This is a genomic window from Variovorax glacialis, from assembly GCF_051216375.1.
GTDB lineage: Bacteria > Pseudomonadota > Gammaproteobacteria > Burkholderiales > Burkholderiaceae_C > Variovorax.
Map to the genome: position 1 here is coordinate 378,923 of NZ_JBPJZT010000008.1, position 21,171 is coordinate 400,093.

General features: G+C 65.8%; 16 protein-coding genes. 6 read left to right on the forward strand and 10 right to left on the reverse strand.

Features of this window, described 5'->3' with window-relative positions; genetic code table 11:
• Window positions 1–10: 10 nt before the first annotated feature.
• The 5 genes from ACSFBL_RS22820 to ACSFBL_RS22840 all read right to left on the reverse strand — a co-directional run bounded on the left by ACSFBL_RS22820 (window position 11) and on the right by ACSFBL_RS22840 (window position 7,338).
• Window positions 11–1,210, reverse strand: coding sequence for a patatin-like phospholipase family protein (locus tag ACSFBL_RS22820; protein WP_435518102.1), 1,200 nt, complete (start codon window positions 1,208–1,210; stop codon window positions 11–13).
• Between the two features lie 20 nt (window positions 1,211–1,230).
• Window positions 1,231–4,326: an efflux RND transporter permease subunit gene (locus ACSFBL_RS22825; RefSeq protein ID WP_435518103.1), complete on the reverse strand. Its 3,096-nt coding sequence runs from the start codon at window positions 4,324–4,326 to the stop codon at window positions 1,231–1,233.
• Entirely contained in the window at window positions 4,323–5,456 is a 1,134-nt protein-coding gene (locus ACSFBL_RS22830) for an efflux RND transporter periplasmic adaptor subunit (RefSeq protein ID WP_435518104.1), read from the reverse strand. The genes ACSFBL_RS22825 and ACSFBL_RS22830 overlap by 4 nt, the downstream gene beginning before the upstream one ends.
• 28 nt (window positions 5,457–5,484) lie before the next feature.
• Window positions 5,485–7,005: an efflux transporter outer membrane subunit gene (locus ACSFBL_RS22835; protein WP_435518105.1), complete on the reverse strand. Its 1,521-nt coding sequence runs from the start codon at window positions 7,003–7,005 to the stop codon at window positions 5,485–5,487.
• A 117-nt stretch (window positions 7,006–7,122) separates the two neighbouring features.
• The gene (locus ACSFBL_RS22840) at window positions 7,123–7,338 is read right to left on the reverse strand and encodes a hypothetical protein (RefSeq protein WP_435518106.1); all 216 of its coding nucleotides are present in this window, start codon (window positions 7,336–7,338) and stop codon (window positions 7,123–7,125) included.
• A gap of 206 nt (window positions 7,339–7,544) precedes the next feature.
• Here ACSFBL_RS22840 and ACSFBL_RS22845 point away from each other — a divergent pair, with 206 nt between their 5' ends.
• The gene (locus ACSFBL_RS22845) at window positions 7,545–8,585 is read left to right on the forward strand and encodes an AI-2E family transporter (RefSeq protein WP_435518107.1); all 1,041 of its coding nucleotides are present in this window, start codon (window positions 7,545–7,547) and stop codon (window positions 8,583–8,585) included.
• Between the two features lie 22 nt (window positions 8,586–8,607).
• Here the strand turns inward: ACSFBL_RS22845 and ACSFBL_RS22850 are convergent, their stop codons facing one another.
• Entirely contained in the window at window positions 8,608–11,571 is a 2,964-nt protein-coding gene (locus ACSFBL_RS22850) for an AAA family ATPase (RefSeq protein ID WP_435518108.1), read from the reverse strand.
• Between the two features lie 32 nt (window positions 11,572–11,603).
• A complete protein-coding gene (locus tag ACSFBL_RS22855; protein WP_435518109.1) occupies window positions 11,604–12,278 on the reverse strand; it encodes a TetR/AcrR family transcriptional regulator in 675 nt (224 codons plus the stop codon).
• Between the two features lie 214 nt (window positions 12,279–12,492).
• On the opposite strand from ACSFBL_RS22855, the gene ACSFBL_RS22860 reads away from it, so the two are divergent.
• From ACSFBL_RS22860 to ACSFBL_RS22875, 4 genes are read left to right on the forward strand one after another with little or no spacing between them, the layout of a single operon-like run.
• Window positions 12,493–13,635 carry a VOC family protein gene (locus tag ACSFBL_RS22860; RefSeq protein WP_435518110.1) on the forward strand — a complete coding sequence of 381 codons (1,143 nt, stop codon included), beginning with the start codon at window positions 12,493–12,495 and terminating at the stop codon, window positions 13,633–13,635.
• Between the two features lie 18 nt (window positions 13,636–13,653).
• The gene (locus ACSFBL_RS22865; protein WP_435518111.1) at window positions 13,654–14,610 is read left to right on the forward strand and encodes a fumarylacetoacetate hydrolase family protein; all 957 of its coding nucleotides are present in this window, start codon (window positions 13,654–13,656) and stop codon (window positions 14,608–14,610) included.
• The gene (locus tag ACSFBL_RS22870) at window positions 14,607–16,340 is read left to right on the forward strand and encodes a bifunctional 3-(3-hydroxy-phenyl)propionate/3-hydroxycinnamic acid hydroxylase (protein WP_435518112.1); all 1,734 of its coding nucleotides are present in this window, start codon (window positions 14,607–14,609) and stop codon (window positions 16,338–16,340) included. The genes ACSFBL_RS22865 and ACSFBL_RS22870 overlap by 4 nt, the downstream gene beginning before the upstream one ends.
• Window positions 16,337–18,223 (forward strand): acyl-CoA synthetase, encoded by a 1,887-nt coding sequence (locus ACSFBL_RS22875; protein ID WP_435518113.1) that lies wholly within the window; start codon window positions 16,337–16,339, stop codon window positions 18,221–18,223. The genes ACSFBL_RS22870 and ACSFBL_RS22875 overlap by 4 nt, the downstream gene beginning before the upstream one ends.
• Window positions 18,224–18,393: 170 nt before the next feature.
• On the opposite strand, the gene ACSFBL_RS22880 is transcribed toward ACSFBL_RS22875, so the two are convergent.
• Both ACSFBL_RS22880 and ACSFBL_RS22885 read right to left on the reverse strand, forming a co-directional pair.
• Window positions 18,394–19,026 (reverse strand): class I SAM-dependent methyltransferase, encoded by a 633-nt coding sequence (locus ACSFBL_RS22880; protein ID WP_435518114.1) that lies wholly within the window; start codon window positions 19,024–19,026, stop codon window positions 18,394–18,396.
• A 16-nt stretch (window positions 19,027–19,042) separates the two neighbouring features.
• A complete protein-coding gene (locus ACSFBL_RS22885) occupies window positions 19,043–19,777 on the reverse strand; it encodes an SDR family NAD(P)-dependent oxidoreductase (protein ID WP_435518115.1) in 735 nt (244 codons plus the stop codon).
• A 112-nt stretch (window positions 19,778–19,889) separates the two neighbouring features.
• Between ACSFBL_RS22885 and ACSFBL_RS22890 the strand changes: the two genes are divergently transcribed.
• Window positions 19,890–20,267, forward strand: coding sequence for a winged helix-turn-helix transcriptional regulator (locus ACSFBL_RS22890; protein ID WP_435518116.1), 378 nt, complete (start codon window positions 19,890–19,892; stop codon window positions 20,265–20,267).
• Between the two features lie 110 nt (window positions 20,268–20,377).
• On the opposite strand, the gene ACSFBL_RS22895 is transcribed toward ACSFBL_RS22890, so the two are convergent.
• The gene (locus tag ACSFBL_RS22895; protein ID WP_435518117.1) at window positions 20,378–21,016 is read right to left on the reverse strand and encodes an MIP/aquaporin family protein; all 639 of its coding nucleotides are present in this window, start codon (window positions 21,014–21,016) and stop codon (window positions 20,378–20,380) included.
• Window positions 21,017–21,171 lie beyond the last annotated feature (155 nt).

Genomic DNA, 21,171 nt, shown 5'->3' on the forward strand with positions numbered 1-21,171 from the left:
GCGACCTTTCTCATGGCGTCTCCGCCCCCGGGGGCCCTATGCTCGCGGCCATTGACTGCGAGTCCAGGCTGCGCCGTAGGCGCTGGAATTCCGGATTTTCGCGCAACACTTGCCGGCCAGCGGCTTGCAGTTCACGTGCATGCGCAGGAAGAATTTCAAATGCTGTGGGCACGTCCAGCAGAAGTTGCCTCAGGCGTGAGTCCTTGAGGTCGTGCAAGCTCACGTTCACCAGATAAATTTCCGCGTCAGCAGCGAACGGGCTGTCTGCGCGACCCCTTGCTTCGCGCAATTCGCCTTCGAGGCGCCGTACGGCGTCCTTCACCATCTCAGTGGTTTCTTCGCTGAACCGGGAGCCGGTTCCGAAGACCATCGTCTGTATCACCTGGCCTGTGCTGGGCACGCGGTCGGAGATGGCGATGTCCGTGGCAACGCCACGTTCGGAGTTCACCGTGACGAGAACGATCGTATGCACCGACGCGAACGGCATGCCTCGGAAGGTGTCCAGAAGTGAGCCGCTGGCGACGGTGCGATCCATCAGGCTGCGCACCCCCAGGTTGTCCGCCACTCCTCCGTCGACGAGGTGGATGTAAGGGCGCTTCTTCGCATTCCGGTAGCTTTCCGCGATCCGGTGCAGGACGCGGGCGGAGAGGTTCCCTTCATGCGACATGCCGGTCTCCGGCTCCTGTGACTGCGTGCAGGAGCCGCCATAGTTCCGAACCGTCACTGGGCTCAGCAGGATGGGCACCGCCGAGGACGCGGCCACGGCGAACGACAGAGGCACCGACTCCAGTTCTGAACAGATCAGCGCAAACTGCTCTGGTGTGAACTCGAAAGGCACTCCGGTGGTCAGATCAGTCGCAGTGACCAGAAGCCGGGGCCAAGGACGGCGCTGCCTCAGGTCGCCGAAGGTCGTTCCGCGGAATACGGCGTCGAGCCGATCGGCGAGAAATTCGGTGCGGCCCCACCACGGCGAAGTGAGACGGTACGTCGAGACCGGAGACAGCGCCTGGCGGATCAGCCCTGACTGGAAATTCACCAGCAGGAAGTCCTGTTCGAAGCGCGTGAAGACCTCATCGCCGAAAGCTGCGTAGTAGGCCGCGAGGATGCTGCCGCCGGACACAGCGCTGACCACCCCCACTTCGTCCAGTAGCGTGGTCTCGCCACCCGAGATCGCCTGCCGGTCAGCAAGCGGCATCGCAGGACGATTCACTGCCGTATCTCCTTTGGAAATCAGTTCGTTGCCGGCACCACATGCCCCAGAGCCGGCTCGGTGCTCGCGACCGCCTGGCGACTGACCTTGAACCACGCGGCGTACAGGGCGGGCACGAAGAAGATGGTCAGCACGGTGGCGACGGTCAGGCCGCCCATGATCGCGAGAGCCATCGGGCCCCAGAACACGCTGCGCGTGAGCGGGAGCATCGCGAGCACAGTGGCAGCGGCGGTCAGCACTACAGGGCGCGTCCGGTGCAGGGCGGCATCGACGATGGCATTCCAGGCGTCGCGGCCCTCCTCCATCTCGATGCGCACCTGGTCGATCAGGATCACCGAGTTGCGCATGATCATGCCGCCGAGCGCGATGATCCCCAGGATCGCCACGAAGCCAAGCGGGGCGCGGAACACCAGCAGGGCAGCGACCACGCCGATCAGGCCGAGCGGCGCGGTGAGGAACACCATCGCCATCTTCGAGAAGTCCTGCAGTTGGAGCATGAGGATCAGCAGGATGGTGAGCACCATCACCGGAGCCACGGCGGCGAGGGCCTTGTTCGCCTTTTCGCTTTCTTCCACGGCGCCGCCCGTGTCGACGCGATAGCCGGCGGGGAGCCGCGCCTCGATGTCCTTGAGCAGCGGCTCGATTTCCTTCGTCACCGACACAGGCTGCTCGCCATCCTTGACGTCGGCACGCACGGTAATGGCCATGTCGCGGTTGCGCCGCCACAGCACGGGCTCTTCGAGCTCGGACTTGACCTTCGCCACTTGGGACAGCGGCACGACGGTGCCTGCGCGCGTGTAGATGTTCACGTCCTTCAGCGTGTCCAGGTCCAGGCGTTCCTGCGGCACGGCACGCGCAACGATGTCTACCAGGTTCTCGTGCTCGCGCAACTGCGACAGGGTCGCGCCGTTCATGAGGCTCTGGGTAACGAGGTTGACGTCGGAGGGCGTGAGGCCCAGCGCACGCGCCTTGTCCTGGTCGAGTTCGACCTTCAGCGTGCGCACCGGGTCATTCCAGTCGAACTGCACGTCACGCACCTTCGGGCTCGAGGCCATGATGTGTTCAACCTCGCGGGCAATCTCGCGCACCTTCTGCGTGTCGGGGCCAACCACGCGGAACTGCACCGGGTAGCCCACCGCGGGGCCCATCTCCAGTCGCGTGACACGAACCCAGGCTTGCGGGAATTCCTTGTCGACCGTGGCCATCAGCCGCAAACGCACGCGCTCACGCGCTTCCATGTCCTTCGTCATCACAATGAATTGCGCGTAGCCTGGATTGGGCAGCTCGGGCGACAGCGCCAGGTAGAAACGCGGGGAACCAGCGCCGGTGTAGGCGGTGAAGAACTTGACGTCCTCTTCTTTCTTCAGGATCGCCTCCATGCGCTTGACCTGTTCAGTCGTAGCCTGGAAGGATGAACCTTCCTTCATGCGCATGTCCATGATCAGCTCGGGTCGCTCGCTGTTCGGAAAGAACTGCTGCGGGACGAACTTCATGCCGGCCAGCGCGAGCACCAGCGCGGCCCCCGTCACGGTGATGATCAGCCAGCGCTTCTCCAGGGCGAAGTCGATCCAGCCGCGCAGCTTGCGGTAGAAGGACGTGTCATAGGGGTCGCCGTGGTGGTTCTTGCCGAAGTCCTTCGGCAGCATTTTCACCGCGAGGTACGGCACGATCATGCCCGAGCAAAGCCACGAGAACACCACGGCAATGCCCACGATCCAGAAGATGCCGCCCGCGTATTCGGCGGTGGTGGAGTGCGCGAAGCCGATCGGCATGAAGCCCGCGACCGTGATGAGCGCGCCCGAAAGGCGGGGCATGGCGGTGGCGGAATACGAGAAGGCGGCCGCCTTCGTGCGGTCCCACCCTCCTTCCATCTTCACCACCATCATCTCGATCGCAATGATCGCGTCGTCCACCAGCAGACCGAGCGCGATGATGAGCGAGCCAAGCGAGATGCGCTCCAGGTTCCAGCCCATCCCGAGCATCACCATGGCGACCACGCCGAGCACCAGCGGCACCGAGATGGCAACAATGAGGCCAGTGCGCAAGCCCAGGCTCAGCAGGCTCACCGCCATCACGATCACGAGCGCTTCCATCAGCGAGCGCTCGAATTCCCAGACGGAGTCCTTCACGGTGGTGGGCTGGTCGGCGACGCGCTCCAGTTCCACGCCGTGCGGAAGTTCGGCTTGCAACTTCGCGACCGCCTCTTCCACGGCCTTGCCGAGCTCGACGACGTTGCCGTCGTCGGTCATCACGATGCCGACCATCAGCACGTCCTGGCCGTTGTGGCGGATGGTGTAGGTCGGCGGATCCTGGAAGCCGCGCGTCACCGTCGCAATGTCGCCGAGCTTGATCGTCCGGCCCCCCGCGGAAACCGGCACGTTTCGGATGTCGTCCAGATTCGTGAACTGGCCGCTCACGCGCACGAACACGCGGTCGTCCTTCGTGTCGATCGAGCCGCCGGGCATCATGGCGTTCTGGCTCTTCAGGCTCTCGGCGATCGCGAGCGGCGTGATGCCGAGTGTGGCGAGGCGCTGGTTGGAGAATTCCACGTACACCCTCTGGTCCCGCTTGCCCAGGAGGTCGACCTTTTTCACGTAGGGCGCCTTGAGCAGGCGGCGCTTGACGTCCTCGGTGATGTCGGACAGCTCCGCGTGCCCGATGCCGTCACCCTTGACGGCATAGAGCAGGGAGTAGACGTCGCCGAACTCGTCGTTGAAGATCGGGCCGACGACCCCGTCGGGCAGTTCGAGCTTGAGGTCGGAGAACTTCTTGCGCGCCTGGTACCAGGCTTCCTGCTGGTCCTTGTGCGAGGTGCCTCCCTTCACGGTGATCGTCATGCCGCCGTAGCCCTGGCGCGCAAAGGTGACGACTTTCTCGAAATGGTCGAGCTGCTCGAACTTCTTCTCGATGCGGTTGAGCACCTCGTCCTGAATCTGCTGCGCGCTCGCGCCGGGCCAGATGACCGTTGCCGTCATCGACGGCACGGAGAACTTGGGGTCCTCGAGCTGGCCGAGCTTCGAGAAGCTGAAGACGCCCGCGATCGAAACCACGATGATCAGGAAGAGCACGACGGCGCGATGCCCGAGCGCCCATTCGGTGAGATTGAAATTGTTCATTGGGCGACCTGCTGCGTCGTGTCGACCGGCGTGAGCCTGGCTTCAGCGAGCGCCGCGTCGGGCAGCGCGACCTTCAATCCGGGCGCCATCTTCTGCACCCCCGCGGTGACGACCTGCCCGCCGGCCGGCAGGCCAGAGACCATCGCGAGATCGTTGCGGTAGCCAAGCACCGCCACAGGCATCAGGTCCACGCTGCCGACCAGCTCCTTGCCGGCGCGCTTGACCACCCACACCGCCGGATGGCCGTTCGCCTGGGTGAGCGCGGTAGCGGGAATCGCGGCAGCCTGCACGTCCGTGACCACGCGGTCGGTCACGAGCGCGGCAGTCGCGCCCAGCGGCAATGGCCGGGCACCCGTCGGCTTCAACCGAGCGCGGTAGGTGCGCGTCTGCGCGGCGGCCTGCGGCGAGATCTCACGCAGCGAGACCTCGAAGAAGTCGGCGGCCGCGCTCGCCAGCGACGCCTTGAAGCGCGCCGACTTGAACGCCGCTACTTGGTCCTCGGGCACATCGATGACGATTTCCGGTGTGCCGGGGTCGGCGATCGCGACCACCGGTAGTCCCTCGGCAAGCACCTGGCCGACTTCGAAGCGCACCGCAGTGACCACGCCGCTGCGCGAGGCGCGCAACGTGGTGTACTTCAGGCGATTGCGTGCGAGTTCGAGTTGGCGCGCCTGCGCCTCCTCGGCCGCCTGCGCCGTCTGCGCACCGCTGTGGGCATGTTCGTCGTCGGCCACGCTGACTGAGCCGTCGGATTTCAGCGAGCCCAGGCGCTTGCGGTCCGATTCGGCCTGGCGTGCCTGTGTGACGGCAGCCGACCATTGCTGACGCGCGGCCTCCTCGGCCAATCGGTAGTCGCTGTCGTCCAGCACCGCGAGGATGTCGCCCTCGTGCACGAACTGCCCGACATCGACTTTGCGCTGCGCGACCTTGCCGGCGACGCGAAAGGCCTGGTCGACTTCGTAGCGCGACTGCACGGTCCCTGCATAGCGGTTGGCTTCGCGGGCGGCGTCATAGCGGACATCGGCAACGCGCACCGGCCGGGGCGCCTCGGTATGCGGCTTGTCACGGCTGCACGCGGTGAGTAATGCGGCGACGGCCAAAGCGCCGACCACGGAAAGAGAGTTCTTCAAGACAGTACCTCGTGGAAAGCAACGGGTTTCAGGAATGCGACGCCTGAGCGGCGCCGGCGGAAGTGGTTTGCGCTGCAGGCTGCGCGGCGGGCTCGAACACCTGCCACCCCCCGCCCAGCGACTTGTAGAGTTGCACGCTGTCCAGCAGCAGCTGGGTGTTGCTGTCGTTGGCGCTCAGACTCACAGCCAGGCGCGAACGCTGCGCATCCAGCAGCGGCAACAGGTCGATCTGGCCTCGGTCATAGAGCGATTGGGCGCGGCCGAGGGCCGATTCCGCGGAAGCAGCGGCGCTCTGCAGCGATTGCGAGCGCTGGCGTTCCGAGGAGAGCGCGACGAGGGCGTTCTCGACATCCTCCAGCGCGCGCACCATGCCATCCTCGGCACGAAGCAGCGCCTCGCGCTGGCCGCTCTCGGCGATGTCGTTGATCGCGCGCGTGCGCCCGGCGTTGAAGAGCGGCATCGCCAGCAGACCCGCCACGTTGGTGTAGCGGGCGGCACCCAGACCGATGCCGTTCAGTTGCACATTCTGGCGGCCAAACGACGCGTCGAGGAACAGCCGTGGAAACCATTCGGCAGCGGCCTGTTGGCGGCGTGCGTTGGCCGCATCGAGCTGCGCCATCAGGGCGAGTACGTCGGGCCGGCGTTGCAGCAGCGCGGCAGGCTGTCCCGGCTGGGCCTGGGGAACGACCACGTCGCCGCGCCAGGGAGCGATGCGCGCAGCGTCGAAGGCCTGCTCGCCGATCAGCACCGCGATGCGATGCCGCGACACGGCCTCGATCGTCTCCAGCGGTGGAATCTGTGCCCGCGCCGTCTCGGCCTCCGTCTGCGCGCGTTCGACGTCAAACGGGGTCGCCAGGCCGGCGCGCTGGCGCGCCTTCACGAGGCGCAAAGTCTCGTCCCGGGCGGTCGAGATCGCGCGCAGGGTGTCGAGCTGGCGCACCGCGCCCGCGAGCGTGAAGTAGTTGGTGGCAACGTCGGTCATCACCAGCAGGCGCACGCCGCGCAAGCCGTCCTCCACCGCCAGCGCGTCCGCCGCAGCCGCGGCCGCGCCTGCACGCAGGCGCCCGCTCAAGTCGATCTCCCACGAGACGTCGAGGCCGGCGCTGCCGCTTCGGGTGTCGGGCTGCAACTTCTTCACGGCGTCGCCGAAGCCGCTGCTGCGATCGCTTGCAGCGCCGACGGCGCTGACACTGGGCATCAGGAAGGACCGGCTGACCGTGACCCCGGAACGCGCCGCCCGCAGCCGCTCGGCGGCGATCTTGACATCACGGTTCTCGCGCTCGGCGCGCCGCACCAGGTCGGTCAATACCGGGTCCTGGAAACTTTCCCACCAGGCAGCTTCGGGCTCGACGTCGGAAACGGTGCTCGCGGCGAACTGGGCGGGCACGTCGACCGTTGGACGGACGGCTGGCGTGGAACAGCCGGGCAACAGAAGGGCCATCGATGCGGCCAGTGCCGCCGCGACGAAAAGTCCAGCCGGCAGATCCGCCCGTTGGGGCGGCTTCTGCCTGGCCTGAGGAGATGGCGGAAATGCGGATGGAGGTGACATCAGAGTGGACTCGTCTGGATTCGAAGGGAGTGAGCGTAGGGCGCGATGCGCTCGAAGTCGTCAGCGTTGCGTCGGCGTTCGGTCGCCGTGCACGCGGTCGGCGGACGGCTGGCGCGCTCATGCGGGCGGGTCGTCGGCCGGGCGCTCGGCAGCTCCAGCCCCCAGTTCGCTGGCGATGGATTGCAGCAACTCATGAGCGCTCGCAAATTCGAGCTGGCGCCCGGTGACAAGGTTTTCGAGGCGGCCTGCGAACGCCTCGGGGGTCGCGTCGCTGCGCAGCTTCAACACGTAGGCCCGACGATTCGGGTACTTGGATTCGGGGTTCAGCACCATGGCAGCCTGTGGATGGGAGGAGTTCGGCGTCAGCGTAGGCCGATCCCCGCGTCGAGTCGTCAGCGAAAGGTCGACGAACGGTCGAGACTGCGCTCGCATGCAGAAGCGACGGAATGCCGACCTGTCGCTGACGACGCCGGCGGCTCGCGCCTCTAGCATCAGCGCCCATCACTACGAATACGGCCGCCCCCCGCGAGGCCCGGCACATGAACCTCAAGCTCACACCTGGGCGGCTTCTCGCCGCCGCCATCGTCGTCCTGTCCATCTGGATCGTGCACGACTTCATCGAGGCCCTGCTGGCCGCCTGCGTGACCGCGATCGCGAGCTGGCCGCTCTATTCCGCATTCAGGCGCCGCTTGCCAATCCGTGTGGGCAAGAGCGCAGGCGCCGCACTATTCACCGGCGCGATCACGGTGTTCGTGCTGGCACCCATGCTCTTTGCCTGCTGGGCACTCCTGAGCGAGGCGCACACTTTGTTGTTGGGCCTCGCGGCCGCGGACAGTCGCGGGCTCGGCGTACCCGAATGGCTCGGGAACGCCCCCGTCATGGGGCCTTGGCTGGCAGCGCGCTGGCAAACCCACCTCGTTCATCCGGGCGCGCTGCTGGTGCTGACGCAAAGCGCTGATCCTTCCGCTCTCTTCGGCTGGGCGCAGTCGCTCGGACAGTTCACGGCCCGGCATGCGTTGATCGTCGGGTTTGCAATCCTGCAGTTGGCTTTCCTCTACCAGGAGGGTGCGTCGCTGAACCAAGAATTGACTCGCGGGCTGCGCGAGGCCGTTGGCGATCGCGCTGAACGGTATGTGGAGATCGTCGAGCGCGCGGTGCGCGCTTCGGTGAACAGCATGCTGGTCGTGGCCTTGTTCGACGGCCTCGCGACTGCGCTCGCGTACAGCATCGCCGGTGCACCGCGCGCGCTTACTTGGGCAGCCATCACGGGCTCGCTGGCCGCCGTGCCCTTCCTGGGTTACGCGGCAGTGGCCGCGATGGCGGTGCAACTGGCGCTGACGGGAGCGCCCACGACGGCCCTGACGTCGCTGCTGCTGGGTTGCGCGGTCCTGATCACGGGCGACAAGCTGGTGCGACCGATGGTGGCGAGCGGCGGGATGCAGTTGCCGTTCGTCTGGGTTCTGATGGGCTGCATCGGCGGCTTGGGCGTGCTGGGCCTGACTGGGGTGGTGATCGGCCCCGTCGTGTTGACGCTGGCCTGGGAACTGTGGCAGCAGCGGGTACGAGATCCGCGGTGCTGAAGCGCTGGCGGCGGGCGCGCTATCAGGCCTTCTTCGCGGCCCACAGGATGGTCCGAGCGCGTTGCACCGGCACGGTGCCGCGGGCTTCGGGCATTTGGTCGACGAGCGCGGCGAGCATATGCCGCTCCGGGACCGAAGCGTCGTGGTTCTCGCACAGGTCGACGAGCGCGAGCAGTTCGAGCCAGGGCACCTGCTGTGCCTGTGCCTCCTCGATCGCGACTCGGACCGCGGCGGCGCCGGCGTCGGTGCGGCCTTGTGCACGGGCGATGGCGGCATCAAGCAAGCACAGTTGCGGCAAGTACACGCGTTCGGCCAGCTCATCCGCGACCTGCATCGCTTCCTGCAGTTGGATTTGCGCAGCATCCAGGTCGCCAGCCAGCAGCAGGGCCTGCGCCGCATAGCCCAACACCTCGGTGACACCGGATCGCATGCCGAGGCGGGCATTCCCTTCGCAGGCCTCTTGGATCAGACGATGGCCCGCGAGCGGCGTTCCGTTCAAGGCCAGCGCCCAGCCGCTGTATCCTCGGCACGCAGTCTGCCCTTGCACCAAGGCGAACTCGTCGACCAGCGCCTGCATCCCCTCAGCAACGGCCGCAACCCGCCCGGGATTGCCGAGACGCACCTCGAGCAGCGCCTCATGCCACGTGGCAACCAGCTGGGTCATCGGCTGGCGCAACGCGCGCGCGCGGTCGTGCGAGCGTTGCACATGCGCCCGTGCCTGCTCGACCAGGCCACGGTGCACGAACTCGATGGCAAGCATTCCAAGCAGCGTTACTTGCGGATCGGCGACGAAGATCTCACTGGCCGCGAGGTCGAGCCGCTCGACGGTGGCCAGGCCACGCTCAATCCACCCGAGCGCCGCCTGCGGCCGGCCCTGCAACTGATGCACCTCGCCATGAACGATGCACGCGGCCATCATCAGCACCGGATCATTCGATTCCGCCGCGAGCGCCTCGGCGCGCTGCGCGACCTCCAGCGCCTGGGCATATTCGCCGCGCAGGCTCAGCACGTAGCCGAAGCCATGCAGCAACCGACCGCGCATCGGATGCTCGGGCAGGGCCTGCAGCAACGCGTACGCGCGCTTTAAAGCGTCTCTCGTCTCGCTGCCGACGCCGAGCGACTGGAAGGCCGCCACGCCGTGCAGCGTGGCGATCACCAGCTCCAGCGTGTTGCGCTCTTCTCCCAGCGGCGCCTGCTGGAGCAGGGCTGAGGCGCGCTCGGTGAGGCTGACGCAGGAAGCCGGGCTGAAGTGCAGGAGCGCGGCTTCCGCGGCCTCGGCGTAGTAGCGCAGTGCGGTCATCGGCTCCCGTCCGCGGTCGAAATGCATGGCCAATTCGGCTGCAGCCACGGGCACGCGGGCCGCACGCTCCCGTTCGAGGGCCGCACCGACCTTGCGGTGCAGCTGCGTGCGGGCCGCGGGCGATGTGCGTTCGTACAGGAGTTGCCGGAACAGCGCATGCCGGAACGCGTAGGTCGACTCGGCCATCTCGTCGCCCTCTCCCGTACACGGGGACGTGAGCCACACGTGCTCGCGCACAAGCTCCTCGCAGGCATGGGCCACCGATGCGACATCACGTTCGAGGGCGAGTGCCACCGTGTGGACGCGGAAGTCCACCCCACACACGGCCGCTGCCGCAAGCAGGGCTCGCAGCTCGCTACCCAACCTCGCGATGTGGTGGTCGATGATGGCGGCCAGGTTCTCGGGCACCGCCACAGACGCGAGCCGCGCTCCCACCGCCGCGTCGTCCGTGATGCGATCCATCACATCGGCGGTGATCGAAGCGACAAACAGCGGCACGCCATCGGTGCGCTCATGCAGCGCACGCACGAAGGCCTCGTCCCGTGCGAGCGCGGTCGAGCGTTGCGCGATGTAGTCGGCAACCTCGGTCTCCGAGAACGGATCGAGCACCACCTCCTGGCACAGCCGGTGCTGACGCAACTCGTGACGCAGCGGGTTGAGCGGATGGTCCAGTGCGATCACCTCGGCCAAGCGGAAGCTCGACAGCCACATGAAGCGCGCGGGTGCGCGGCGGCGCGCGAGGTAGTCGATCATCTGGATAGTTGCCCGGTCGCTCCAGTGCAGGTCTTCCGTGACAAGCAGCAGGGGACGCTGCTCGGCGTAGCGATCCAGCAACTCGGCAATCTCGCGCAGCATGCGGTCCGGGCCCACACCGGCGAGTTCACGACGCAACGCATCGCGTTCCTCGGCCGTGCTCAGCCACGGCAGCTGCAACAGCCAGGTCGGCGCCACGGTACGCAGCAGCGCTGGCAGCGTGCGATCGCTGCGACACAACTCGGCCAGCGCTTCGAGCACCGGAAGGTAGGGCTCGCCTGTGCCGTAGTGCTCAACGCACTGCCCACGCGCGCAGGCGATGCCGCCGAGACTGGCCACGAAGTGTTCGATCAGTGTGGTCTTGCCGATACCCGGTTCGCCGGCGACCCAGACCACCGCGCGCTTCCCGCTGCAGGCTTGGTCCCACCCCTCCTGCAGCCGGACGATCGCTTCCGCGCGACCGATGAACGACGGGGAGGTCCGCGGGCCCGCCGCGACCGCCGCCCCTGCTACCGTCGTCGCTGCGCGAGTCGACGCCGGCCTCGCAGCGGTCGGCACCGCAATGAAGCGATAGCCGCGCCGCGACACGGTCTCGATGAAACGCGGCTCGCGTGGGTTGTCGCCGAGCACCATGCGCAGGTCGCTGATGGCGGTCTTGAGCACTGATTCGCTGACGAACTGGTGCCCCCACACCGCATCGAGCAGCGCATCCTTCGTCAGCAGCGCGCCTGGATGGCGCGCCAGCGCGCACAGCAAATTGAAGGGAGTGGGCGCGAGCGCGACGGCCGTGCCATTGCGCAGCAGGCACGCGTTTGCTTCGTCGAGATCGAACTCCTCGAAGCTGATCCGAGCGGGATCCGGGTTTGACAGCGAGTGCGCCACGTACGTCGTGCGAGAGGACGGGAATAAATTATCGATGGACCAGTGATTCAAGTCATGTCGTTGCTGCCGCGCCAATGAGCTTCTCAACTGAGCTTTCTGCCCCTGACCACGTGGCGAATCGTCTGCGCCACGGCTGGCGCCGGGATTTCCGAGGTCTCGGTGAGTAAACCCTCTGACAAAATCTCGACCGGCTTCAGCGGGCTGTGGGCGATGCGCTCGGCGCTCTTTGCATCCAGGCCCAGCCCACGCAATGCGGCGGCGGTGCTCTGCTCGGCAAAGTCACTCTCGCAGCCCGGCTCAAGCATGCGATGCGTCGCGCCGAGAACGGCGCCCGTCACGATGTTGAGCGCCAATGCGATCGGCATGCGCGTGAATCGACCCTGCCGGATTCCTTCGGTCAGGTCCCTCTTCACGAAGTCGAGCAGCATGTTGGGGCCTCGCGCGTCTGGCCATCCGAGGCGGATCAGAAATGCGGCCGCCAGCGGATGGTCGATGGCGAGCCTTGCCACCAGTCGAATGCCAGTCGACACCCGTTCAGCCGGGTCGTCGTAGCTCCGCACAACGGGCTCGGCCATCCGGATCAGCTCGTTGGCGATCTCGACGGCGAGTTCTCGGACCAACACATCGGGCGACGGAAAGTATTTGTAGAACGTGCCCCGCGACACCTCCGCGGCGGAGATCACATCGTCGATCGACGTCGCCGCTGGCCCCTTTTCCGCGACGAGTTTCATGGCACTGGCGAGCAGGCGTGCGCGCATGCGTTCGCGCCGCTCGGCCGCGACGCGATGGCGATGGTTTTCCGGTTGCATGGATGGATTGTGCCCAGTGGTCGACTAAGTATAAACGACAATTTTGTCATGATGACGTGTTTGTTACTATGATAACCGGCGACGCCAATATTGGCCGCCCGCCGAGCAAGGTCCATGTGTTCCTGCTCGGCGACCACTACACGTTCTGAAGGGAGATGGACCCATGAGAGTCTTTACCGCAGTACTTCGGCAGCCCGAGTCGACCCCGGAAAGCAGGCTGCCCGCCAATGTCCAACGACTGGCCCGCCCGCCCGCCCTCGGCCGCGCCGTCGAGCTGGCCTTCCTGCGCTGGGAAAAGCGCAGGCTGGCGCCAACCGAGCGCTTCTGGCGCGACTTCGGCTTTCATATCGTCAGTTCCACACCGCAACGTCTTGTGGCCCGGGGTGCCGGGACCGCACCCTGCATCGCGATCGCCGAAGGTGGTCCGCAGGATCGTTTCATCGGGCCCGCGTTCGTCATGTCGGCCGATACCGATCTGCACCGCTACGTCGAGCAGATGGGCGCTCGCTGGCTGCCCGTCTGCCGCCTTCCCGCACGTGGCCGAGGCGTGGAGCTGTGCGACCCGAGCGGCCGCAGCATCTGGCTGCTGCAGGATCAGCGACGTGTCGAGCCGCTCCCGCTGCGCGAGGTCGCTCCATGGACCACAAACACGGCCCAAGACAGGCCTCGCGTGAATCGCACGGTGCGCACGCCCATCGAGCCGGCCCGCGTCGTGCGGCTCGGGCACGTGGTCCTGCAGACGATTGACTTCGCGCGCATGACCGAGTGGTACCTGCGTGTGCTCGGACTCATTCCCACTGATGTGCAGTACCTCGCCGACGGCAGTCCCAATCTCGCGTTCTGCCGTCTCGACCTGGGCAATCAGCCGGCCGACCACCACACGCTGGTGATCGTCGGCGGCATCGACGAGAAGATCGAGCACAGCGCCTACGAAGTTCTGGACCTGGATGCGCTCGGACAGGGCCAGCAAGTTCTGCGCGCCGAGGGCCACCGGCACATGTGGGGCATCGGTCGCCATCTTCTCGGCAGCCAGCTATTCGACTACTGGTCCGATCCCGACGGCTTCGAGTTCGAGCACTACACAGATGGCGACGTCTTCACCGCGGACTTCGAGACCGCCTACTCGCCGCTCGAATTCGGCGGCATCTGGGCGTGGGGCGCCGATGCGCCCGCCTCGATGAAACCGAGAAAGAACCTGCAAACCCTTCTGCACGTGCTGAAGCTCGTTCGTCGCAAGGCCATCACGCCGCAGCGACTGAACCTCATGAGCGCGGCGCTCGATGCGCCCGCGCGCCCTTGGCTCTAACTCTCCCCCAACCAAACCATGTCACGCACGATCATTCGCTACGCCGAAGACGGCACGCCCCAATGGGGTCTTCAATTCGGGCGCCTCATCGCCCCTCTGCAAATCGATGCGCCCAGCACCGGCGAGCTTCTCTCCCGCCACTGGGAGTTGCTGTGGGCTACTGGGGCCGCACATGCCGTGATGCCGCTCGAACGCGTCCAGCTGCTGCCGCCGGTGACTCGTGACCAGCAGTTCATCTGCCAGGGCGTCAACTATCGCAGCCACATCGCCGAATCAGGCCTGCGCGTCGAAGACTTCCCCTTCAACACGATCTTCACGAAGGCGCCATCCAGCATCACGGCAGCCAATGTGCCCGTGGTCCGCCCCGCACACGTGCAATTGCTCGACTACGAGATCGAACTGGGCCTGGTATTGCGCGCTCCGGTGCCGGCCGGCACGCAGGTTGGCCTGGACGACCTGCCGCAGTGGCTGGCGGGAGTGACGATCGTCAACGACCTGTCGGCACGTGACGTGCAATTGCCGCAGGGCCAGTTCTACAAGGGCAAGAGCTATCGAGGCTTCGGCCCGGTCGGACCCGGAATTGTGCTGCTGACGCCGCAGGAATGGGCGCGCTGGCCCGAACTGCGCATGCGCCTGGCGGTCAATGGCCAGACGCGGCAGGACGCCTATTGCACCGAGATGATCCATGGGCCCGCGGCCACGCTCACCGAACTTGCCGCGCTGCAGGACCTGCTTCCTGGCGACCTGATCGCCACCGGCACTCCGGCAGGCTGCGCGGCGCGCGCACCCGGCAAGGCCACGATGTTCGTTGCAAGGCATCTGCTCAGTGACGCTGGCAAATGGCGGATGTTCATCGGCAAGGGGCGCACCAATCCTGCGTACCTGCGCCCGGGCGACCACATCAACGCGTCAATTCGCACCGACGACGGCGCCATCGACCTCGGCGAACAGACGACCTCCATCACCGCGCCATGAACACGCACGCCTCCAGAATCACGGTGCCGCGGCTCGACACCGACATCCTCCTGGTCGGGCTCGGCCCGGTCGGCGCGGCGCTTGCCAATCTGCTCGGCCGCTACGGCGTGCGCGTGCTGGCCATCGACAAGGCGAGTGCCATCTTCGAGAAGCCGCGCGCGATCGCGCTCGACAACGAGGCGCTGCGCATACTTCAACTGGCGGGTGTCCGCGACGGCGAGTTCGAAACCGTGGCCATCCCGTACGTGCAGTACCACTCGCCGCTGTTCGGCCGCTTCGCCCGCATCAACAGTGCCGGCATCATCGACGGACACCCCGCGCTCGTCACCTTCCACCAGCCGGAGCTCGAGCGGTTGCTGCGCGAGAAGCTCGCGCAATACCCGGGAATCGAGGTACGGCTCGGTTGCGAGCTCGCTGCCTTCGTGGACGACGGCCGGTCCATCAAGGCGCGGCTGGAGGACGCGGACGGCAACGAGACCTATGTCCGTGCGCGCTACCTCGTCGGCACCGATGGCGCAAATTCACTGGTGCGGCGCACCTTGGGTCTGGACTTCGAAGGCCAGAGCTTCCACCAGGACTGGTTGATCGTCGATGCGCTCGATGTGCCGGATCCGATCGATCATGTCGAGTTCACTTGCGACCCGCGGCGCCCTACCCCGCGGATGGTGGCTCCCGGCGGACGACAGCGCTGGGAGTTCATGCTCCGCCGCGACGAGCGGCCGGAAGAGATGGCGCGGCCGGAGTCGGTGCGGCGGCTTCTCGCGCCATGGTGCGACAGCGAACGCATCCGGATTGAACGCACGGCGGTCTACCGTTTCCACGCACGCGAGGCGAAGCGCTTTTCAAAGGGACGTTGCTTCCTCGTCGGCGATGCAGCGCACATCACGCCGCCCTTCGCGGGCCAGGGCTTGGTCGCCGGGCTGCGTGACGCGGCCAACCTGGCCTGGAAGCTCGCCGGGGTCGTGCAGGGACGGGCGAACGAGCGCGTGCTCGACAGCTACGACATCGAGCGACGACCCCATGCCAGGAAGATCATCCGCCTAGCGCGCATGCTTGGCGCGATCGTCATGCCGCAACACCGCGGCGCCGCGTTCGCCGTACACGGACTGCTGAGCCTGATGCGCATGCTGCCGGCCGGCCGCGCGCTGTTCGAGGACATGAAGGTCAAGCCGCAGAACACCTTCGGTCGAGGCCTGTTCTGGCGCGTCCGCGGCAACGAGCGCCTGCGTGCGGGTGCCATGCTGCCGCAGGGCTGGGTCCGGCTGGCCACCGGCGACGTGCCAATCCTCAGCGACGATGCCCTGGGGCTGCAATGGGCGCTGATCGGCTTTGGTGTGGATGCGTCGGCCGGAATGCCGGCCGAACTGCTGCAGCGCTGGCAAGCTGCGGGCGGACGCGTATGGCAGTGGTGCCAGCGTTCGCAGGCCCAGCATCTGGCGCCCCCGGCGCAGCGGCTGGAGGCGCTCGACGAAGCCCTGATACCGCGCCGGGCTCCGCTTGGGTGGGTCGCGATCGTGAGGCCCGACCGCTGCGTCCTGGCCGAAGGGCCGGCGTCCGATTCCGAGTCGATGCTGCGCCGAGCGCTTGAGCTTGTCGCGCCGCCCGCGACGTCGCCTTCAGCGACATCGACGACTCCGGCGTCGACATGCAGGGAGCCCAACATGCGGCAGGCCGACCTGGCCGAGCGGTTCTTCTGCCCTGACACCACCGACCTATTGGTGAAGACATGAACGGAATCGCATCCATCGCCGACGTGCTCGCTCTCGAAAGCGAGCACGATCGCCTGCTGCCGAACAGTACCTACGAGATGATCGGCGCGGCAGCGCGCGCCCACCCCGACGCGCCGGCGCTATCGTTCTTTGCCCGCGTCGAAGATCATGCGCGGCCGGAAGTCTGGAATTACGAGACGCTGTTCGCTCGCATCACGGCCACGGCCAACTTCTTCCATGAGCTGGGCGTCGGCGCCGACGATGTCGTTGCCTTCGCCTTGCCCAATTTGCCGCAGACGCACCTTGCGATCTGGGGCGGACAGGCGGCCGGCATTGCCTTCGCGATCAATCCCATGCTCGAGCCCGCGGCCATTGTCGAGCTGCTCGCCGCTGGCGATGCAAAGGTGCTGATCACACTGGCACCCGTTCCCGGCATGGACCTGTGGTCAAAGCTGCAGCCGCTGCTCGCCGGTGTCCGCTGCCTCGAACACGTCGTGCTGGTCGATCTGGGCGGTAAGGCCAAAGGGGTCACGGGCGTGGGTCCAAGCGAGACAAGGGATCTCTTCAGCTTGCACGACTTTGCGCAAGGGCTGCGCCGACAGCCCGTGGACCGCCTTCTCAGCGGGCGGGTGATCCGCCCCGGCGACCGGTCTTCCTACTTCTGCACCGGCGGTACCACTGGCGCGCCCAAGATCGCGATGCGCACCCATGCAAACGAGGTCGCCAATGCGTGGAGCGTCGGACAGTTCCTTGGCGACGGCATTGCATTGGGAAAGACACTCTTCTGCGGGCTACCCCTGTTTCACGTCAACGGCGTCCTGGTGACCGGCCTGTTGCCGTTTTCTCGTGGGGCGCACGTCGTCCTTGGCACCCCTGCGGGCTATCGCGGCGAGGGCGTCATCAAGCACTTCTGGGAGCTGGTCGAACGCCATCGCATCAACTTCTTCAGTGGCGTTCCGACGGTCTATGCGGCCCTGATGCAGCAGCCGACGCAGGGCCGCGACCTCAGTTCGCTGGAGTTCGGGCTTTGCGGGGCCGCCCCTATGCCGACGGAGCTCATGCGCGCTTTCCAGGAACTGACGGGACTGCGAATCCTCGAGGGGTACGGGTTGACCGAGGGGACCTGCGTCAGCACCTGCAATCCCCCTCAGGGCGAGCGGCGTTTCGGGTCGATCGGCCTGCGCGTGCCGTTGCAGGCCATGAAAGCCGTCGTGCTCGACGACGCGGGGGCCTACGTGCGCGACTGCGCGGTCGGCGAGGCAGGCGTGTTGGCGATCAGCGGCCCCAATGCATTTGCAGGCTATCGCGACCCCGACCACGGCGAAGGGCTCTGGCTTGATCTCGGCGACGGACTGCGATGGATGAATACCGGCGACCTTGGCCGACAGGACGCGGAAGGCTACTTCTATCTGACCGGTCGAAAGAAGGAACTCATCATTCGTGGTGGCCACAACATAGACCCGGCCAGCATCGAGGAGCCGCTGCATCGCCATCCGGCCGTGCAACTCGCCGCCGCGATCGGCCGCCCTGATTTGCACGCGGGGGAACTGCCGGTCGCTTATGTGCTGCTCAAGCCCGGAGCACAGGCGACTGAGGACGAGCTGCTGTCCTTCGCCAGGGACCAGATCACCGAACGCGCAGCGATCCCGAAGGCAATCAGGTTGGTGACAGCCATGCCTCTGACTGGCGTCGGCAAGATCTTCAAGCCAGAGCTCAGGCGGCGCGAAATCAGGGATACCCTGCGCGCGACGCTGCTTGATGGAGGAGTTCCGACATCTCAGCTCGAAGTCATCAATGACCCCAGCCTCGGGATTCAGATCGAAGTCACCGTGACGCGCATAGCCACGGCCAGCATCGCCCGAAGAATACTCAGTCGGTATCCGTTCCCTTTTATCGTGTCTTAGACACGCGGCCATCGACCGCCGAAGCTCGAACGATGACAGTGTTTGTCAGAACGTCTTCTGTGGAGCATGGGCGAATACCCGCTATGGGCTGCCAACTGATCGGCCTGCGCCTTATTTGAAGGCCTGTTGCGCCATTCGGGGACTCGATCCGACGTGGGCACCGCAGCCCGTCAGGGCTTCACGAACCTATATGAGAAGCGATCGGTCTCGCCCTTGATCGAAGGATCGAAAACCTTGATCGAGTGCAGATCCTCGCTTTTTGCAAGCACCGCGCTTTCCGCGTCCAATACGAAACCGGCTGCTTCCACCTCCGCGCGGACGGATGCAGGGTCGATCCGATGCAGCGACTGGGCGTCGCTCGTTCCCAGCCCCGCAGCAGCAGCGTGGTCTACGATAACGTAGTACCCGCCGGGCTTGAGCTGCTCGTACACAGCTCGATTGAAGCGGGCCGCCGTCGCGCCCTTGGTCTGGATCAGCGCTGTATGGAGGTCGTGGTAGAACAGGTGCAGCCAGAGGACATCCGCTTGCTGCGTGACCTGTGGCATCTCCACCAGGTCGGCCGAGACGGCTTCAACGTTCTCTCGGCCCGGCTCCGTCGCAAGCGTGCGCATCTGCCCGAGCGGATCGTTCTTGAAGTGAGCGACTTCCGCCGGCACGAAGCTGAAGACCCGTCCTTCGGGCCCCACGATGTCAGAGAAGAGACGGGTCCAATCGCCATCGCCCGGATAGACGTCGATGACGGTGGAGCCCGCCTTGACTTGTGCAAACTGGATCAACTCGGAAAGCTTGGCCTGGTCGTACATCGGAATGCCCTTCGGGTCACAGTTGCGCCAGGCCACCGTCGACGGCGACCTCGCTGACGGTCATGAAGCTGCTGTCGGACGAGGCGAGAAAGGCCGCCGCCGCTGCGATCTCGGACGGATCGCCCATGCGCTGGAGCGGCGTCATCGCGCCGAAGGCCTTGACCCCTTCTTCGCCCAGTGCTGCTTTCGCGAGATCGGTCGCAGTCGGCCCGGGTGAGAGCACGTTGACGCGGATGCCGGTGCCCTTGAGGTCTTCTGCCCAGGTTCGCGCAAGATTGCGCACCGCCGCCTTGCTAGCGCCGTAGGCGCTGAATCCCGGTGCACCCGTGGTGCCAGCGCTCGATCCGGTCAAGATGATCGAACCACCCTGTCCCATCAGCGGCAACGCCTGCTGGACCGTGAAGATCGCGCCCTTCACATTGGTGTCGAAGGCTTCGTCGATGTGCTCGGCGGTGATCTTGCCGAGCACGAGCGGGCCTCCCGCTCCGGCGTTGGCGAAGACGATGTCGAGCGTGCCGCGCTCGGCTTTCACTGCGGCGTAGAGTCGGTCGAGGTCGGCCTCGTCGGACACCGAACCCTTCACTGCGCGGGCATTGGGGCCGAGCTCGGCCACGGCGGCGTCGAGCGCTTCCTGCCGACGGCCGAAGATGAAGACGAATGCGCCTTCCTCGATGAAACGCTTGGCCGCGGCGAAGCCGATGCCGGTCGCGCCGCCGGTGATCGCGGCGGTCTTTCCATTCAGTCTGTTCATTACGTGCATCTTTCGTTGAAGTTGTCTGGAACCAGCCATCTGCTTCCTTGCCAACGAATATGCACTCCTGATAACCTAAGGACAAGTATGCACTTTTTGGTAAGTATTAAAAATGACGACTTCTCCTGAAATCTGCGGCACAGGCTGCGGGCTCAACGCCACGCTCCGCGTCATCTCGGGCAAGTGGAAGCCGCTGGTGTTGTTCTTCCTTCGCGACGGCGCGAAGCGATACGGCGAACTGAAGCGACTGGTCGAGGGAGTCAGCGACAAGGTGCTCATCCAGTCGCTAAAGGATCTGGAGGCCGATCGGGTGCTGGCGCGGACCAGCTATCACGAAGTACCGCCGCGCGTGGACTACGCGCTGACCCCGCTCGGCCGCAGCCTGGCCGACGCGATTATTCCGCTGTGCACTTGGGGAACGAAGAACGCGGCGGAGATGGCAGGTATCTTCGCGGAGCGCGACAGCCGGGTTCTTCAGGAAGCCGAATGATCGGTTCGAAGTCACTCGTTTAACGCAGCGAGAGACTGCAACGGGCCCGAAGCTCTGACGACCGCAACAGGCTGCAGTCCGCCATGAGCGGTACTTCGCGAACGACGGCTTCAGCGAATTACCCTATAGACGATAGCTCCAAGTGCCGCGCCCAAAAGCTCGGCAGCCATAAATGCGATGGAACTCGATGGCGCAATGCCCGCGAACGTGTTGCTGAACATCCGGCCAAAGACTGCTGCTGGGTTTGCAAATGACGTGCTGGCCGTGAACCAGTACGCCGCGCCGATGTAGCAGGCCACCAGCACCGGCGCCTTTCCAAGGGGCGAACGGAGGATGACGAGCATCAGACCTGCCGTCGCCACAAGTTCAGCCAGCCATTGGCCCGGTCCAGCGCGGACTTTTGTGCTCCACTGAAAAATGCTCAGGTCGAACATGGCGTTGGCCAGCCATGCGCCCAGCATGGCCCCCAAGAGCTGCGCAGCGATATATGGCGCCAGGTCGGTCACCGGCAGCTCGCGACGCAGCGCCATGACGGCACTGACGGCCGGATTGAAGTGCGCGCCGCTCACCGGAGCAAAAACTTCGATGAGAACGTACAACGCGAAAACGGTGGCCAGGGTGTTCGCCAGCAGCGCGATGGCGACATTGCCGCCCGCCAGACGCTCGGCCATGATGCCGGAACCAACCACTGCGCACAGCAGACCGGCCGTGCCCAGCAGCTCGGCCAGCGCCTTGCGCCAGAGACTCATGACTTGAGGGCCAGCTCGCGCGCCTGCGTCTGCAAGCTGAGGTGGTCCACGCCCGCGAGCGGCAGATTGACCCAAAGCTCCAGCCTGTGTCGGATGGCGAGAAGCGTTTGCCGGAAGGCTTCCAGCTTCTGCTCAGCGGTGCCCGAAGCCTCCGA